This is a genomic window from Paenibacillus sp. FSL H7-0690 (assembly GCF_037980415.1).
GTDB classification, from domain to species: Bacteria; Bacillota; Bacilli; order Paenibacillales; family Paenibacillaceae; genus Paenibacillus_AQ; species Paenibacillus_AQ odorifer.
The window spans coordinates 1,445,223-1,462,173 of the sequence record NZ_CP150281.1; the positions used below are offsets into that span (position 1 = coordinate 1,445,223).

Genomic DNA, 16,951 nt, shown 5'->3' on the forward strand with positions numbered 1-16,951 from the left:
AGACGAGTAAGGGGCGTTAAAGTGGATACAAGTAATAAGCTGGCAATCTTTTTTGACCTTGATGATACCTTATATGATCATTTGATTCCTTTTAAAGAAGCGGTGCGTCAAGTGCTTAGACCGGATGAGAGCAGTCTGGACTTTGCGGAGTTATTTTATAAAGTAAGACATCATAGTGATGTATTATGGCCTATGTATTTACGTGGAGAAATTCCGCTGGAGGAGACTAGGGTACGCCGATTGGAGCTTGCTTTTGCAGAGTATGGTTTACAGCTCGATCGTGATCAAGCCACGGCGGTACAAGCGGCTTACATTGGCCGTCAGTACACCATTCAAATGATAGATGGAGTCCGGGAGCAATTGGAAAGGTTCATTACTGCTGGTCATAAAGTAGGCATCATTACGAATGGACCCAAAGATCATCAAATGAAAAAGATTCGCGGATTAGGTCTGGATCAGATGATCCCCGAGGAGATGATTTTTATTTCTGACGCTGTAGGTCTGGCCAAACCAGATCCGCAACTCTTTTTGCATGTGAATCAGAAGTCTGGCACTTCACCAGACCATTCACTTTATATAGGTGATACCTGGGCTAACGATGTAGTAGGAGCGCTTGCGGCTGGCTGGAAGGTCTGCTGGTATAATCCGAGAGGCAGACAGCCGGCTACGGATCATAAGCCTAGTTATATTTTCACGAATTATAAGGAATTTAGCGAGTTGCCTTTGGTGCTGCAAAAATCTTGATCAGGAATTAATTAGGGAGGAATTCCCTGAAATTAATCGATTAAAGCGCGAAATGGAGGTTATTGGGGAATTCCTCCCTAATAAAACCTAAATAAGCACGGTTATAGCCAAATTTCGGTGATTTTTAGGGAGGAATTCCCTGATTATCAGGCTGCTGGGCGATGAATGGGCGATGAATATCCCTCAGCCACGCCAAAGAACCTTTATCCACAACAAAAGAGCTTGCCTCCCAAAGCCAATAATGGCTTTATGGGGGCAAGCTCTTTTCTACTAATCAGCGAAGCTGTACGTAGGGTCAGTCAGATTCATTCTTTCTTTAATGCCTGGTGTGGCGTAGATTTTGTTGTCATCGGTAATAAAGAAAGCTTCTACATCTTCAGGTAACGACTCCAGATATTTCATGCCTTCTTCGATCCCCATCAAGAATACCCCAGTGGACAAAGCGTCCGCATCTGTTGCATTAGGGCTCATAATGGTCAAGCTTTTGAGACCGTTCTGAGAAGGGTAACCTGTGCGTGGATCAAGAATATGGTGGTAACGAACATTGTCTTGCATAAAATAACGTTCGTAAACACCAGAAGCATCGATGACCTCATCTGCGATTTTAATCGTTCCTAGCTGTGTGCCGCGGCTTTGGTCAGGGTCTTGCAGACCAATATTCCAATCCGTTCCGTTTGGTTTCGTACCTAACGCAATAATACTGCTGCCGCCGAGGTTGATCATTGCACTGTTAAGACCTTGCTCTTTTAAATAATCAGCGATACGGTCAGCAGCATACCCTTTGCCGATACCTCCAAGATCCAGTACCATATTTTCCTTCAATAGCTTCACGGTCTTAGCAGCTTCGTCAATTTCAACGTCCCTGTAATTGGTTAGGCTCTTGGCTGCATCGATAGCTGCTGGATCAGGGACTTTATCCCCGCCACTACCGATGTTCCAGAGGTCGATCAGCGGACCAATCGTGGGATCGAATAGCCCGTCCATTTCTTTTGCATATTGCACCGATTGTTTTACAACATCTAAGGTCTCTTCCGAAACGACAACCGCTTCTTTTCCTGCTGCTTGATTGACTGCGTAAACCTCGCCGCCTTCTTTTGTACGGCTAAGCTCCATATCCATTCGCTCCAGCATTTGCTGGATATCATCCATATTTTTTTGGGCTACATTTTCTCCGAACACTTTGATATTCACGACCGTGTCATAGATATAAAAGGTCTGTGAGAGTGACTTGGCTTCGCCTTTTCCTGAAGCTGTTGCGCCACCCGGTGTTTCCGTCGCTTTGTCATCCTTATTTTTAGTAATTAGCCAAGCGCCGACAGCTATGACGACGATGAGGATAACAACGAGGATCAACGTCGTTTTTTTGTTCTTGAACATATTCCACCATCCATAAAGTTAGTTTCTAAAACACATTATCACTATCATACCCTAGATCAGAAGTTGATGGAAATTAATTTCATGGCATATTTAGGTACAACTCCGTCTGCACGAAAAAAAAGCCCCGCAATCTGATTCGGAGCAACGCTGTGGATATAGAGGTAACTATTAAGCTAATCTAGCATGTATTCACGGTATTTGTTTTTACGAGGATTCATTACGAAAAGGATTCCTTTGGCATAACCGCTAACGGCTTTGAAATTTCGTTTGAGAGTTTCTTTGCCTGTCAGACAGGTTAACGTCCAGATCAATGCGGCATAATTCATAGGGGGTGCTTTACGTAAGTTGAGCAGATAATAATGATTGATGGCAGTAGCTCTTGCAACAACGCCCGCCTTATCCCGAGAACCCGGCGACTCATGATGAATGATTTTCATAGCCGGGTTAATGACAAGCTTGCCATAACGGCTAGCCAAATGGGACAAGTAAATATCCTCGGCAATGGAGTAACTTGTCATCCAGGGATAGGGTTTCATATCTTGTAATGCTGAGCGCCGGAATGACATATTACAGCCGTGAAAAAAATCCGTTTCAAAAACCTGCTCTTTCTCTCCCCAGAGGTATAGGGAGCCTGCAAACATGCTTGGGGATAATCTGCCCGGGGATCCGGACATTTGTCCGGTCAGCATGCCAAACAGCCGGCCCGGTTTGCTGCTGCGCATGCCTTTAGCAACCCCGCCTACACCGACAATTGAATCGTCCGCTGCATAAGTATCAAGTAATCGTCGAATATATAAGGAATCATCTAATTCTGCATCATCGTCTAAATGAAGCACAATTTCAGCATTTACTAGTCCAAGTGACTCATAACGGGAGAGCCAGAGACCCGGATTAGTCTTACGATGATATCGAAACTCAGCCTGTGGCAATTTGTTCAGTATGTTACGATAATAGGTTAATCTTTCTACAGGAATCTCACCGTCATCTACAATCCAGAGCTCGATGGAGACATTCTCTAGCTGTGTCTGCTTGCTTATAGATTCTATGCACACTGTAAGGTCGTTTATACGGTTACGGGTAGGTATCACTATAGATACATCATGCATATGGGGATCTCCCTTCGGAATTTCTGGTGTTAACTTTATTCTATCTGCCCTGAAGGGGAGCGTATATACCACTTTCGTTTACTTTTTGCTTTAACATTCACGTCTATAAATGTTATTTTAATAAAAGTTAAGTTTGTAATTTTGAGTTTTTAACTATATAATAGTAAGCGACGTATATTTAGTTATTACTCTTATATAACAGCTACAAATTATCAATAATATTAGGAGGTTTTTTCGTGAGAATAGATATCTGGTCCGATTATGCATGTCCTTTTTGTTATATTGGCAAAAGACGGTTGGAGAATGCGCTCAGCCAATTCCCGAACCGTGATCAAGTGGAGGTAGTATTCCGTAGCTTTCAATTGGATCCACATGCAGAGGTAAGTACAGACAAGAGTATTCATGAGCTGTTGGCTACCAAATACGGGATGACCGTTGAAAAAGCAAAAGCAATGAACGCACAACTAGCGGAGCAAGCTAAAGATGTGGGTTTGGAATTTAATTTTGATACAGTGAAGCATACCAACACTTTTGACAGTCACCGACTGAGTCATTTTGCAAGCACAAAGGGAAAAGGCGCAGAAATGTCCGAACGTCTGCTGCGCGCCTACTTTACGGATTCATTAAATCTTGGAGATCGCAGTGTACTGGCTTCACTCGCTACTGAAGTAGGTCTGGATCAAGCAGAAGCTGCGGCAATGCTGGAAACGGATGCTTTTGCGAATGAGGTTAATGGCGATATTGAAGAAGGAAGCCGTCTTAATATTACCGGTGTACCTTTCTTTGTATTCAACAATAAATATGCTTTATCTGGTGCACAACCAGGTCCTGTATTTACAGAGGTACTGGATACTGTGTGGGCGGAGGAACAAGCAGGACCAACGTTACAAGTGGTTGGTAAGGGGAATTCTGAAGTATCCTCCGATGATGGCTGCGCAGATGGATCTTGCAATATTTAAAGTTTGGATTCGAGTAAAACAAAAGAGCTGAGGGAGCCCTCAGCTCTTTTTTTGTTTTGATAAAACTGTTCTTTTGTTGCTTCCCACACTCAAAAACAAGCGCTCCCGATATCCGGAAGCGCTCGCCGCTGATTGTTGTTTTATCTGAAAGATGTAACAAAGCTTGAGAATAGTGTACGTACATCGTATTGATATTGGTTGATTGGCTCGATAGGCCGTTCGATACCAAGTAGAGTATATACCGCAATTCTCGCTGCTCTCACGGAGTATTCTTCAGTGAATACAACGTCATCTGGAATTTCACAGAATTGTCCAATAAAGGCCAGGTTCGTGGAACCCTCAGGGACAACTTTTGGTCTGTCACTATTGAGTCTAGGCATGAACTGTGAAGTGATATAAGGCATCATGCAAGGAATACAGTTGGCGGTAGCCATGATCTCGTCCTTATGTTCTTCAAAGTGAAGATGACCGATCAATTCTTGCATGATTTCTTCGCCGGTACAATCACACATTCTCTTTTTCACGAAATCCCCAACTTTGTCTGGATACAGTCCGTAACCCCAGAACACTTTAACATGCTCAGGTTGATTGCGGAAATGCGGTTGGTAGGCCAGTACAACGGACATAAACCAGCTCGAATCCTTGAATGTGACCAAAGCGCCTGTGCCGGCACGGTTACGTGTGAAATTTTCCATCAGATCGAAGAATTTGGAGTCATGGAAAGTTACAGTAAAGGACTCCCATTTCGAACCGTCTACATGATCATCGAACGAAGAAGGATTGCCAAGACTTGGTTTCTTGGAAGCGATGTTTTCCCATAATTTCCACGAGCTTCCCTTGCCGTTAAGGCGTGGAGCAGAAGTCATAGAACCAAGGCTGGAGCCTTCGGTCATAGAACCGTTTGTGATAATCACAAGATCATCTTCTTTTACATCAATCACATCTTTGACACCTTCGCGCACTACATTCATTTGGGTTACGGTAATTCCGTCACCTTTTTTGAACTGCAGATCAGTCACTGTACATTTCAGTGTGAAATCGACACCAAATGGTTCAAGATATTTGTGCAAAGGCAGAATGATGGAATCATATTGGTTATAAGGAGTGCGGGTTACACCTTCCAGTGTTTGAATTCTTGGGAATTCATGGAAGAAACGGAGCATATATCTTTTAAACTCTACAGCGCTGTGCCAAGGTTGAAATGCAAAAGTAGTAGCCCACATATACCAGAAGTTAGTTGTGAAAAAGTGAGGGGCGAACCAGTCGTTGATACGCGCTTTCCCCATTTTATCTTCTGGTGTAATAATCAGCTTGCCCATAGCGAGACGATCAGCCATATCAAAACCCATGGACAATACATCTTCTACTTTGCCGTCTTTATTTACTAGTCTGGCGTTTGAGTGTGTTGGATTAGCGGTATCAAAAGCAATAATTTCATCCCGCACAGACAACCCCGGACGGTCGACAGAAGGAATCGTTGTTAATAGTTCCCAGAGATTTTCATAAGCTTCATCGTTGAGCATACGGCCGCCGCGGACAACGTAACCATGTTCAGCGTCACCTGCGCCGTCATTGCTACCACCAAGAATCTTCATCTCTTCAATAATGTGAATGTTTTGTCCCGGAAAATCACAGTCTCTGACCAGGTAAGCAGCGCCCGCTAGGGATGCAATTCCGCCACCGACAAAATAAACCTGTCTATTACCGTACTCTTTTTTCACAATGGTCGCCTCCAAGTAGTTGTTTAAATAATCACACTCTTAATGTAAACCAACTCCTATTTTGAAGGTATAATCAAACTCTTTAGAGTGTCTGGATTTTTGTCATTATGGGTGATCTGTCTAGTTTTTAGACAAAAAAAACCGCTGCAACCAAAGGTTACAACGGATGGTTCTCATATTTGTGTAAAGCTTTCAGAAAATTTCCTTCAATTAGATCACTTAGCTTCTCAATCATATGGTGCGGTTGTTCCTTCATGCCTTCTCTCATCCACTGAATGATTAGGCCTGTGAAGGCTAGCGTATAGAAATTGGCTATAAAATGCTTGTCTTCTTCGCAAACCTCCATCCCGGAGGACAGCTCGTTTATAACCCCCATGATGAGATCGTTTGTCACCTCGTACAGATATGCATCCAGGTGATTTCTGCCTAGTGAATTTAGCGTGTTACAGCAAAAGGATTTATTCCGCTCAATATAGCAGAAGATTCTATAAAAACCGTCCGTCCAAGTGCTGTAGCTGCGATACTGGGCGAGGCTTTCGACAGCCTCAGTCTTATAGATCCAACCTAGCAAATCAAATATATCCTGAAAATGATAATAAAAGGTTTGTCTGTTTAGTCCGCAATGGTCCACTAGTTGTTTAACAGTAATTTTATTGAGCGGTGTATGCTCCATTAGTTCTTTTAAAGAATGGGACAATGCATTTTTGGTTAGAAAAGAATTGGACAACAGCGTTTCACCTCTTCCATTCAAGACTTCGATGCTCGCGTATACAGCAGACGAATACCTTCCGCTAATAAACCCAGTGCAAATCCGGCACATGAAAATAGGGAAAATGCGAGGAAGCCTGCGAGATCCTCCCAACCGGACATCTCTTTGTAGGTGTAGCCCAGCATAAATGCCGCGCCTATGATTATTCCCGCCGTACTAAATACCCAGAGCAGACGTGCTCCGAGCCAGCCTAAAGTGTTGACGATGCCTGCCACTACTACGGAAAAAAGAGCAAAGCGCAGTAAGAGTGTGGTATCCATTTCTTGGGCCAGCATCACAAATCGGTGCAGAGGGAAAAGAAGCCATAGCAGAATGGCATAAACGGTCATCCAGAGAAACCAACTTTTACTTTTGGTAGCAGGCAGGAATTTCATTTCATGCACACCTCTTTTCCCATAGTTCGAACGTTAAAAAGTAGGAATTATACCGTGAAGGATTCCAGTTCTTCCGCACTTTGCAGCAGGTGGCTTAGCAGGTTTGGAATGTCCTCCATTTGTTCTTCTGTAAGTTGTCTTTTGAATTGCAGCTCGATGCAGTTATTGTAAGTTTCACTTTCCTGGCCATATATGAAGCTTAAAGATTGCACAGGCTGGAAATCAGGTCCCCAGATCGCTTTTAGAATACTGTCTATCGCCTGACATTCGTTAGGAATATCATCGACTTCCATATAAAAACGAAGTGAAAGATTACAGCCGGGATCCGTATTAGGAACCTCCATGATTTCATCGCTGAGATCTTTCGTGGTCGAAGTGAGCAGGATTTCGGCGGTTACTTTCCTGCCTGCAGTTAATTGGAAGGAGAGACTGAACTCTCTGGACATCAGCGCCATATTCAGAAGGTCGGAGCGATCCGTAACCACCAGTATTCCGTCTAAATTATCGTAGTCATAAATCTGGTTCTCAAAGGCGATCTTAATATTATCGAAAACAGTAGGATGGAACAATAAGGGCACCTTCTTTGTTTATTTATATTGTAACATGATGTGATAGGAAGTTAAAAAAAGACGCCCAGGACCAAATGGACCGGGCATCTTGTGTAGAAGTTACGGCTTCCCATAAGCGGGAAGGCTCGTCAGTCGTGGGTATACGTTCAATTCTTAGTTTGTAGGCGCAGGTGCAGTATATTTCAGGAACGTCTTCGGAATCGGGCTCTCAAAGGTCATTAGTTCTCCAGTGGTTGGATGAATAAAAGAGAGCACTCGAGCATGTAGGCCAAGTCTTCCTACCGTTTTGGTCTCTGCCCCATATTTCTTGTCACCTGCGATAGGGTGGCCGATATCTGCCATGTGCACCCGAATCTGATTTTTTCGTCCGGTTTCGAGCTTAACCTCTAGCAAGGAAAAATGGCGGTTAGCCTGTATAAGCTTATAATGTGTAATTGCATGTAGTCCATCGCCTTCATGAGGACTGGAATACATTTTAAGGGTTGAGGTTTCTTTGAGCCAAGAGCTTATCTTGCCTTCAGGTCTTTTAACCGCGCCTTCGACGAGCGCTACGTAAGAACGTTCCTTCACAGTATCTTTCCACGTAGTTTGTAATGCCTGCTGAATCCGTTCGCTTTTGGCAAACATCATTACGCCTGAAGTATCTCTGTCCAAACGGTGTACGACAAAAATCCGATTTTTTGGATTGCTAACACGGACATGCTCCATAAGCTGGCGGTAAGCCGTCAATTCATTTTCTTCCGCAGTGGCGATAGATAGCAGTCCAGCATCCTTTTGAACAATGATCAGATCTTCATCCTCATGAACGATTTTAAGTCCGATCATCTCTGCTGTTTGTACAGGCTTCTCTTGATCAATAGTAACGTTTTGACCCGGATGCAGTTGGAAATTATGCTGTGTAACTACCTTATCATTCACCGACACTTGTCCACGCGATAGGATGGATTTAATCGCATTTCGTCCGCGACCCGTGACGTGGGTGAGTAAGAAGGGCAACAGTTCAGAAGGTTCGTTTACAGTAAAAGACTTGGGTGCTGCGGTTGTTTTAGTTTTATGGTTAAGCTTGCCAGTAGGCTTGCTGTGAGAACGAGTACCTCTTTTGGCTGTTTCTTTAGGATTTCTTCTTGAGTTCATGGATGCATTCTCCGTCCTTTAATATTGTACTCCTCAATATACCATGGGCTGTGAAGAAATACTATGGAGAGGGCAGGCTTGCTGGTTTGGTTTGTAAATGCTCATAAATAGAACAGCTGGGCTAATCCAAGAAGCAGGAATAAACCGAGATAAATCCAGCCTAATATGCGGGCATATTTCTTTTCCCGGTGCATGGCATTGACTGCATATATTTTAGTATCCACAGTAAGCAACAGAACACTGGAGATCAGCAGCGCAACAATTACGTAGGTTAGCTGGTGATAGAGCATAGTAGAGCCTCCCATAAACGTCATTTAATTTTGTTTAAGACCTACTCTGTCGATGTGAGTTTTCAACTTAACTTCAATACTGAGATTGGAATACTGCTGCTCCCAGTCATGTTTGTCACGAATATTGGCTTTCCAGTAGGAGGGAGCATATGCACGAATATATTCACCCATGCCAAAGACATCGGAATGCGCTTGTTGAGTTTCTTTGATAAGGTGGTTGAAAATACCGATCACTCTCTTTTGAAAAATATCTTCAATCTTTTCTAAAGAACGGCTGGAATCGATAGGGATATCACTACGTAAATGCTCATCTAGAGCCGCCTCTAAAGTGAGGTTATAAGTGATGTGAGGTTTGCCCTCTTTGAAATGGACCTTCACCCTCGTGAACCGGTCGTTGACCTTGAGCATCACCGGACCGAATTCATCAGCATAAAAAAGATCGGAGTATCCCCCGGGATTAATGCCCTTCATGGACATATATGCGCCAATCTCAATCGGAATCGTCGATCCGACCATCACTCCACCACTAAAGTAAGCTAGGCCTTTAATCATGATATTGTCTTCCTGATGTAATGAGACGTAAGGCAGATAACCACTTTCGCCCCATTTGGATTCTGCTGACCAGAATACACCTATATAATCAGCGGGGAATTTTCCTGATGTTACTGCTTTTTCCATGGTGGAGAGGATGTAAAGGGTCGGCACTCGCTGCAGCGGAGGATTAATATTCATAAATTTAGCAGCCTCCCCTTCGGATACTAGCAGCCAGGTCCGGCGACGAACTTCTGGATTTCGCCGCAAATAATCATTTAAGTCATTCATGCTTTTTTTTGCGATGTCCTCACTAATAATAATCACTCGTAAATGAATTAGATAACGTGGATCAGAAATTTGCTGCTGTAAATTGTTCATGGCGTCATCTAAGGTGTACCCGTACACTTCTACGACCCATACTGGATTTTGATTCACGCCTCCGCCTTCCCCCCCACTGCCTGGTCCGAGTGGAACTCTTCCCGGAACCGCAATTTGGGCGGTCACACGGATTTTGGGAAGGTTAATATTTGCGCTTTTAAGATGAGTGGTTTGATCATCATTTATTTTGCTGTCTGGAGGGACGGAATCAATGGATAACCCTAGCACCAATGCACGGTCTTCTATTTCAAGCTGGTCCCAGCACCCTGAGAGTAAGCCAGACATGAGTGAGAGAATAAATATAAGAACTACACGCTTGTAAATTTTTTTATTCATGAGAAATGGCTCCTTTATTTCGGATTAGAGAGACTAACCATAATAAAAGAGGATAGAAGGTCAAAAAAATCAAACCGATTATCGCTGTAATGCTAGCAAATGAATAGACCTGAAATATATTTCTCGGCAAAAGTGAAAAAGTGATGATAAGTGGAAGTAAGAAACTGGATATTAGGCGGTGATCCTTGTGCCGCAGCACTTGTTGCAGAGAGTATGCAGCTAAGTAGTAGTTCGTAAAGATGGAAGTGAATATAGAAACCACCCAAATTATTATAAAAAGAGCATCAAACCGTTCTAATAGTCCTGCGCCGATGGATATGGAGCGAGCTGCTTCTAGGGTTGGATAGGAAAGTAATTTGGTTTCTTGAGCTCCAAACATGCCTAAAGTGACCCAAACGATCATTACATAAATGAATCCAATGATACAAAGCGCAACAGTGCCTGCTTTAAGGATCTGTTGAGGTTTTTTCATTAAAGGAACCAGCAGGATGATGACAAATGTGCCCTGATAAAGGCCAGCGGACGTAATCGTTCCTTTGGAAAAGCTTGAAAAGGTGGTGTGATTTCCGGTGAGGGGTAGCAAGTTTAGAACATCAACATTTTTCATAGCTACCAAGGCAATTGCTATAACAGATAATAGAATAAAAGGTAAATAGAAAACATGGACATAAGTGAATTTCACAATATTTCTTCGGATTGATAAGGCAACCAGTAGGAGCATTAAGAGAATTACTGCTTCGATGGGTGTCTTTTTAAAGACAACCGCAATACATACTTCTCCGAATTGGCGCATGGTGATCCCGGCAGAGAAAGCAAAAAACAAAGAAATAAAAATGGAGAAAATATCCGCGAGCCCAGTTCCGAGAAGGCGGCGGCTGAATACGAACAACGTTTCGTTCGGGAATTTTCGGCAGACAGCTGCTGTAAACCAGCAACCCAAAAAAGCAACAGGTACACCAGAAGCAGTCACGAGCGGTGCACCACTGTCTCCGGCTTCAGCCATATAACGAGGAATACTTAAGATTCCTATTCCTATAATCGTACTAACGATTACAGCCATGACTTGGATCGTTGTTATGGGGCGGTTACTATTCATCAGCTTCACTTTTCTCCTTAAAAATCAGATCGGTATGCATTTTCGGAATATCCTTGGCAAGAAGATCAGGATCAGGTGTATTAAGAAAGCTTGGGCGGCTTCGCATCCACCATAAAGGTACCCGAACGATACTATCCTTAAGGTCCTTCCATATCGTAGGGACAAAGGGGGTCATGTAGGGAACGCCAAAAGATTCCAGGAATAATAAGTGGTTGATAATAACAATAGTGCCCAGCATTACTCCGTACAGGCCAAAGCAGCCTGCCAATATGATCAATGGAAATCTAAGCATTCTTGAAGAGATTGCGGCATTGTAAGCGGGTGTGGCAAAAGACCCTATGGTCGTTATAGCGACAACAACTACGGTGGTTGGACTCGCCAGACCTGCTGCTACGGCTGCCTGACCAATGACAAGCACACCTACAATAGAAAGAGCCCCGCCAATCATTTGCGGTAGGCGAATGGTTGCTTCGCGCAGCACCTCCATGAAGACTTCCATAATCAGAACTTCCAATACGGCTGGAAAGGGTACGCCAGCTCTTGCACCTGTTATTGCTACGGCGAACTCTGTCGGCAGTAGCTCAGGGTTGAAAGAGATAATGGATACATATAAGGCAGGGAAGAAAAGGGAAAATAATAATGCGATCAGGCGGATCATTCTTAGGAGGCTTCCTACGATAAAACGTTCCGTATAGTCATCCATCGTCTGAAAGAATTGGTTGAAAAGTGCCGGGACGATAAGGCAGAAAGGTGAGCCATCTACAAGGATGATGACTCGTCCTTCTAATAAAGAGGCTATAGATTTATCCGGACGTTCAGTTGGCTGAACCTGTGGAAACGGGGAAAGGGGATGATCCTCTATAAATTGCTCGATATACCCCGCATCAAGGATGCCGTCTACATTTATTGCTGATAATCTCTTCATCACCTTTTGAACTAGCCCTGGATCGGCTATTCCTTCGATATAACAAACAGCTACTTTTGAGCGCGTCCGTACGCCAAGAGGGGCAGTTACTACACGAAAATCCGGCGTTTGTAGTCGATAGCGAAGCAAAGAGATGTTGGATTCTAAATTCTCTATAAACCCATCACGTGAACCGCGTATAACTTGTTCAGTTTGAGGTTGCTCAATGCTACGATGCTCAATTTTACGCAGATTGAAGTAAAGTGCCTGATCCATTCCATCTATGATTAGAACTACATTTCCATCCAACAAGACGGAGACTAGAGTATTTAGGTCCTTAGTGCGGTTACCTTGTGTGACTTGTACAGTCATACTCCAGATGTAATCAGGTAAATCCTTTAGATCTTTTGGAATTTCTGAGTGGTCGGAGGAAACATTCATTAATGGCTTTAAAACATAGTTCTGAATTTGATTCTGGTCCACCACAGAAGAAAAAAAGATAATAGCCGCATCATATCTACCGTATACCTTGAAGTTACGGACAATAAGGTCGCTGTCTTCTCCAAAGACTTGTCGAATGAAGCTTATATTGCTCTTCAGGCTGGAATCCAATGGCTTTACTGGACGATTGTCCTGGGCAGAGGACTCGTTACGTGCAGGCTTTTGTTTAAAGGAGGTATATTTTTGTTTCCAATTTTGCACGGTCGCTCCACCTTTCTATGAAATCACGCTTATTAAAGCTTGGCTTAAAAGAAGACCTTTTATGTAAATATTTCAAAAGAAGAACAGGGTGATGATAGTTAAGAAGTGTTGCTCATTACACCATTGACCGCTAAACTAAAGATAGAAACGCCTAAGGAGTTATGAGAGATATGAAGATGCAAGCACCTACTATTGAACAGGCGCAGGCTGAGCTGCAAAAATATTACGGTTATCCAGACTTTCGGGATGGCCAGAAAAAGATTGTTCAGAACTTGCTGGAAGGACGCGACACACTGGGAATCCTCCCTACGGGTGGCGGGAAATCGATCTGTTATCAGGTTCCTGCACTGCTCCTGCCAGGGCTGACACTGGTGATATCACCACTGATCTCGCTGATGAAAGACCAGGTGGATGCGTTAACTACTGCGGGTATTCCGGCAGCCTTTATTAATAGCACGTTAAGCGGAAAAGAAGTGAATGAGCGGATTCGGGCTGCCCGGCGGGGCGATTTGAAGCTGCTCTATGTTGCGCCCGAAAGACTTGAGCTGGACTGGTTCCGTCTGGAAATGGCTGAGCTGTCTATTTCCTGCGTGGCTGTTGATGAAGCGCACTGTGTATCCCAGTGGGGACATGATTTTCGGACAAGTTATCTGTCGGTATCTCCATTTGTAGATGAGCTGCCTAAACGTCCGATCCTGGCAGCATTTACCGCCACGGCGACGCCGGAGGTTATGGAGGATATGGTCCGGCTGCTGCGCTTGCGCGAGCCGGGTATTTTCATGACGGGGCTAGGAAGAGATAATCTGGCAATGTCCGTGCTGCGGGGAGAGAACAAGCGGGAGTTCGTTATGGATTATGCGGCTACGCATTCTCACCAGCCGGGGATTGTATATGCGGCAACCCGCAAAGAAGTAGATGATCTGTATCAGAGGCTGCAAGCTTCTGGCATAGCGGCAGGTCGCTATCATGCGGGTATGAACGACCAGGAGCGGGCAGATAGCCAGGAAGGGTTCCTCTATGACGATATCCGGGTCATGGTGGCTACGAATGCCTTTGGGATGGGGATTGATAAATCCAATGTCCGGTACGTAATTCACTACAATATGCCCAAAAATATGGAAGCTTATGTTCAGGAAGCAGGTCGTGCTGGACGTGACGGGGAGCCGAGTGAATGTATTTTGCTGTTTAGTGCGCAGGATATTATGACGCAAAAGTTCCTGATCGAGCAGAATCCACAGGATACTGACCGTAAAGCTAACGAATATCGCAAGCTTCAGCAAATGATTGATTATTGCTATACTACTCGCTGCTTGCGCAGTGCCCAGCTGGATTATTTCGGGGAAGAGCATGGGGACAAGCCATGTGGTATCTGCAGCTCATGTACGGATGAACGAGAGCTAGTGGATATGACCGTCGATGCGCAAAAGATTTTCTCCTGCATCCACCGCATGCGGGAGCGTTATGGTGTAGCGTTGGTGGCATCTGTGCTGAAAGGCTCTCGCAATCAAAAGGTGATGCAGTACGGCTTCGATAAGCTGCCCACACATGGGGCGATGTCGAGCCGGACGGAGAAGGAAATCTCAGAGAGTATCAATGTGCTTATCTCAGAAGGGTATCTTGCCTTGTCGGAAGGCCAGTACCCTGTAGTACGGCTTCAGCCTTTGGCTGCCGAGGTCCTGCGCGGACAGCGTGAGGTGATGCAGCGTGTGGCACGGCCTTCGCGGACAGGTACAACATCCGGTACGAGAGTTCGTAGTCGGGGGCATGACCTGTCGCCATCAGCCGTCAATGAGACTGTCTTTGAGCAGCTGCGTCTTATCCGGCGTGAATTGGCAGGACGCGAGCATGTGCCGTCGTACATTATTTTTAATGATGCCACGCTGCGTGAGATGAGTGTGGTTTGCCCGCAGACCGAAGCGGAAATGCTGAGGGTAAAGGGTGTTGGGGAAGTGAAGTACCGGAAGTACGGTAAGGCATTCTTAGAGTTTTTTCAAAATGAAATGTAGAAAAGGTCGTGTAGCATGAAAATCGTCCTGACCACGTTAAACGCCAAATATATTCATACCTCACTCGCAATCCGCTTGCTAAAAGCGTACAGTGAGCATGAATTTAAGGATATTCATTTGGCAGAGTACACCATCAAAGATCCCGTGATGAATATTGTGTCCGACTTGTTTCAGAAACGGCCAGATGTGATTGGTTTCTCCTGTTATATCTGGAACATCGAAGAGACGCTGAAGCTGATTGGTATTCTTAAGCAAGTGATGCCTGAAGTTACGATTGTTCTCGGAGGACCGGAAGTTTCGTATGAGCCGCTTCATTGGATGAAAAGAGAAGCTGGCATTGATTTTATAGTTAATGGAGATGGGGAAGAGACGTTCCACCATTTGCTGCAGGAGCTAAGGGATGATCGTAAGTTTCACTTTGTGTATGGAGCCGCTTATCGCAAGGGAGAAGAGATCATTGTCAATCCACCACGTCCCAAAAGCGATCTGAATACCCTGCCTACGCCGCATCGTTTTCCTGAGGATATTCCAGATTTGAGTAAACGTATTGTTTATTTTGAGACAAGCCGCGGGTGCCCATTTAACTGCCAGTTCTGTTTATCCAGTATTGAGGTAGGCGTACGTTATTATGATATTGAACGAGTGAAATCTGATCTGCTTTATTTAATACAGAATGGCGCCAAAATCATTAAATTTCTGGACCGTACCTTTAATATCAACCGCAACTATGCGATGGAAATGTTTCAATTCCTGATCGATAATCATCAAGGCTGCGTGTTTCAGTTCGAAATTACCGCAGATATCATGCGGCCGGAAGTTCTGGATTTCCTATCTAAGAATGCGCCTCCGGGTATTTTTAGATTTGAAATTGGGGTGCAATCTACCAACGATGAGACGAATGAGCTTGTTAAACGCCGCCAGAATTTCAAAAAGCTGTCCCGTACCGTAATGAAGATTAAGGCAAGCGGCAATATCGATCAGCATCTGGATTTGATTGCCGGACTACCTATGGAGGATTACAGTACCTTCCGTAAAACGTTTAATGATGTATTCGTTATGGAGCCGGAAGAGCTACAGCTAGGATTCCTCAAAATGCTGCGGGGAACGGGGCTGCGGGCGCAGGCGTCTAAATATGAGTACACGTATATGGAACACGCACCCTACGAAATTCTTAGCAGTCATATGATGCCTTTCTCAGACATTATCCGTTTGAAGCGGCTTGAGGATGTGCTGGAGAAATACTGGAACAGCCACCGGATGGACCATACGGCCAAGTACTTGATCCGACATGTATTTGATTCGCCATTCGATTTCTTTCAGGAGTTCGGTGACTACTGGGAGGAGAGAGGCTGGCAAAAGATTGGTCATCAGCTGGAAGATCTCTTCACCCGCTTGCAGTCCTTCCTGATAGATCGCGGGACGCCGTCTATGGATGTTATAACTGGCTTGATGAAGCTGGACTATTTTCTTGGACACAAGTACAAGCCGCGCAAAATCTGGTGGGATTTCGTGCTGGATAAGTCGGATTGGTCGAGCTATTTAAAAGATATCGCGGCTAATCCGGGTCAAATTTCTGCCCAGTTAGCAGAAGCAGGACTTAACGAAAGAGAACTGCAAAAGTATACTGTGCTGGAAGTATTGCCATTCTCGCTGGAAGCGGTGCTGGATTCCATCAGCGGCATGCGTGCCGATGAAGGCTTGGAGGATAGTGAAGCTGATATGGCTAATCTGGAGGCGTTGCCTTCGGCAGACTCGCCATTACAGGGAGCAGCGGATAGTAGTTTAGAAGAGACTGCGCAAGCAGCAAGCTCGGCTGTAGCTGTAGCGGAGCCCGCTTCCATTAGAGAAGGGCGCACGCTACTAATCGTAATGTATCAGCAGAACGAGAGCCAACGCGCTCAGTACTACACACTGCCCTTGTAATAGGCGGGTGGAAGGATAGACCGTTCCTT

Annotated in this window: 15 protein-coding genes; 4 read left to right on the forward strand and 11 right to left on the reverse strand. The window is 44.6% G+C overall.

Annotated elements, in window-relative coordinates:
• Positions 1–21: 21 nt before the first annotated feature.
• On the forward strand, positions 22–744 hold the full coding sequence (locus tag MHI32_RS06455; RefSeq protein WP_076281995.1) for an HAD family hydrolase: 723 nt from the start codon (positions 22–24) through the stop codon (positions 742–744).
• A 270-nt stretch (positions 745–1,014) separates the two neighbouring features.
• Here the strand turns inward: MHI32_RS06455 and MHI32_RS06460 are convergent, their stop codons facing one another.
• Both MHI32_RS06460 and MHI32_RS06465 read right to left on the reverse strand, forming a co-directional pair.
• Positions 1,015–2,121, reverse strand: a complete 1,107-nt coding sequence (locus MHI32_RS06460; protein ID WP_076128094.1) for an FAD:protein FMN transferase — start codon at positions 2,119–2,121, stop codon at positions 1,015–1,017.
• Positions 2,122–2,294: 173 nt separating this feature from the next.
• Positions 2,295–3,227 carry a glycosyltransferase family 2 protein gene (locus MHI32_RS06465; protein WP_076128092.1) on the reverse strand — a complete coding sequence of 311 codons (933 nt, stop codon included), beginning with the start codon at positions 3,225–3,227 and terminating at the stop codon, positions 2,295–2,297.
• A gap of 236 nt (positions 3,228–3,463) precedes the next feature.
• Here MHI32_RS06465 and MHI32_RS06470 point away from each other — a divergent pair, with 236 nt between their 5' ends.
• Complete coding sequence (locus tag MHI32_RS06470) at positions 3,464–4,186, forward strand: DsbA family oxidoreductase (RefSeq protein ID WP_340012055.1); 723 nt, start codon at positions 3,464–3,466, stop codon at positions 4,184–4,186.
• 140 nt (positions 4,187–4,326) lie between these two features.
• Here the strand turns inward: MHI32_RS06470 and MHI32_RS06475 are convergent, their stop codons facing one another.
• The 9 genes from MHI32_RS06475 to MHI32_RS06515 all read right to left on the reverse strand — a co-directional run bounded on the left by MHI32_RS06475 (position 4,327) and on the right by MHI32_RS06515 (position 12,993).
• Positions 4,327–5,907 (reverse strand): oleate hydratase, encoded by a 1,581-nt coding sequence (locus MHI32_RS06475; RefSeq protein ID WP_076128088.1) that lies wholly within the window; start codon positions 5,905–5,907, stop codon positions 4,327–4,329.
• Between the two features lie 157 nt (positions 5,908–6,064).
• Positions 6,065–6,634 carry a TetR/AcrR family transcriptional regulator gene (locus tag MHI32_RS06480; RefSeq protein WP_036681438.1) on the reverse strand — a complete coding sequence of 190 codons (570 nt, stop codon included), beginning with the start codon at positions 6,632–6,634 and terminating at the stop codon, positions 6,065–6,067.
• Between the two features lie 20 nt (positions 6,635–6,654).
• Positions 6,655–7,050 carry a hypothetical protein gene (locus MHI32_RS06485; protein WP_076128086.1) on the reverse strand — a complete coding sequence of 132 codons (396 nt, stop codon included), beginning with the start codon at positions 7,048–7,050 and terminating at the stop codon, positions 6,655–6,657.
• Positions 7,051–7,097: 47 nt separating this feature from the next.
• Positions 7,098–7,619, reverse strand: a complete 522-nt coding sequence (locus MHI32_RS06490) for a hypothetical protein (RefSeq protein WP_076282231.1) — start codon at positions 7,617–7,619, stop codon at positions 7,098–7,100.
• A 153-nt stretch (positions 7,620–7,772) separates the two neighbouring features.
• A complete protein-coding gene (locus tag MHI32_RS06495; protein ID WP_076128083.1) occupies positions 7,773–8,753 on the reverse strand; it encodes an RluA family pseudouridine synthase in 981 nt (326 codons plus the stop codon).
• A gap of 101 nt (positions 8,754–8,854) precedes the next feature.
• On the reverse strand, positions 8,855–9,043 hold the full coding sequence (locus MHI32_RS06500) for a CLC_0170 family protein (protein ID WP_076128081.1): 189 nt from the start codon (positions 9,041–9,043) through the stop codon (positions 8,855–8,857).
• 24 nt (positions 9,044–9,067) lie between these two features.
• The gene (locus MHI32_RS06505; RefSeq protein WP_076128080.1) at positions 9,068–10,291 is read right to left on the reverse strand and encodes a Ger(x)C family spore germination protein; all 1,224 of its coding nucleotides are present in this window, start codon (positions 10,289–10,291) and stop codon (positions 9,068–9,070) included.
• Complete coding sequence (locus MHI32_RS06510; protein ID WP_076128078.1) at positions 10,284–11,387, reverse strand: endospore germination permease; 1,104 nt, start codon at positions 11,385–11,387, stop codon at positions 10,284–10,286. Before MHI32_RS06510 ends, MHI32_RS06505 begins: the two co-directional genes overlap by 8 nt.
• Positions 11,380–12,993, reverse strand: coding sequence for a spore germination protein (locus MHI32_RS06515; protein WP_139330130.1), 1,614 nt, complete (start codon positions 12,991–12,993; stop codon positions 11,380–11,382). Before MHI32_RS06515 ends, MHI32_RS06510 begins: the two co-directional genes overlap by 8 nt.
• A 170-nt stretch (positions 12,994–13,163) precedes the next feature.
• Here MHI32_RS06515 and recQ point away from each other — a divergent pair, with 170 nt between their 5' ends.
• Both recQ and MHI32_RS06525 read left to right on the forward strand, forming a co-directional pair.
• A complete protein-coding gene (recQ, locus tag MHI32_RS06520; protein ID WP_076193010.1) occupies positions 13,164–14,999 on the forward strand; it encodes a DNA helicase RecQ in 1,836 nt (611 codons plus the stop codon).
• Positions 15,000–15,014: 15 nt separating this feature from the next.
• Positions 15,015–16,922, forward strand: coding sequence for a B12-binding domain-containing radical SAM protein (locus tag MHI32_RS06525; RefSeq protein ID WP_076279505.1), 1,908 nt, complete (start codon positions 15,015–15,017; stop codon positions 16,920–16,922).
• Positions 16,923–16,951: the final 29 nt, after the last annotated feature.

What these genes read in the sequence shown, in the direction of transcription:
- MHI32_RS06505 (WP_076128080.1), bottom strand. Translation starts at nt 10,291, where the DNA reads ATGAATAAAAAAATTTACAAGCGTGTAGTTCTTATATTTATTCTCTCA.
- MHI32_RS06525 (WP_076279505.1), top strand. Translation starts at nt 15,015, where the DNA reads ATGAAAATCGTCCTGACCACGTTAAACGCCAAATATATTCATACCTCA.
- MHI32_RS06460 (WP_076128094.1), bottom strand. Translation starts at nt 2,121, where the DNA reads ATGTTCAAGAACAAAAAAACGACGTTGATCCTCGTTGTTATCCTCATC.
- MHI32_RS06495 (WP_076128083.1), bottom strand. Translation starts at nt 8,753, where the DNA reads ATGAACTCAAGAAGAAATCCTAAAGAAACAGCCAAAAGAGGTACTCGT.
- recQ (WP_076193010.1), top strand. Translation starts at nt 13,164, where the DNA reads ATGAAGATGCAAGCACCTACTATTGAACAGGCGCAGGCTGAGCTGCAA.
- MHI32_RS06485 (WP_076128086.1), bottom strand. Translation starts at nt 7,050, where the DNA reads ATGAAATTCCTGCCTGCTACCAAAAGTAAAAGTTGGTTTCTCTGGATG.
- MHI32_RS06510 (WP_076128078.1), bottom strand. Translation starts at nt 11,387, where the DNA reads ATGAATAGTAACCGCCCCATAACAACGATCCAAGTCATGGCTGTAATC.
- MHI32_RS06465 (WP_076128092.1), bottom strand. Translation starts at nt 3,227, where the DNA reads ATGCATGATGTATCTATAGTGATACCTACCCGTAACCGTATAAACGAC.
- MHI32_RS06500 (WP_076128081.1), bottom strand. Translation starts at nt 9,043, where the DNA reads ATGCTCTATCACCAGCTAACCTACGTAATTGTTGCGCTGCTGATCTCC.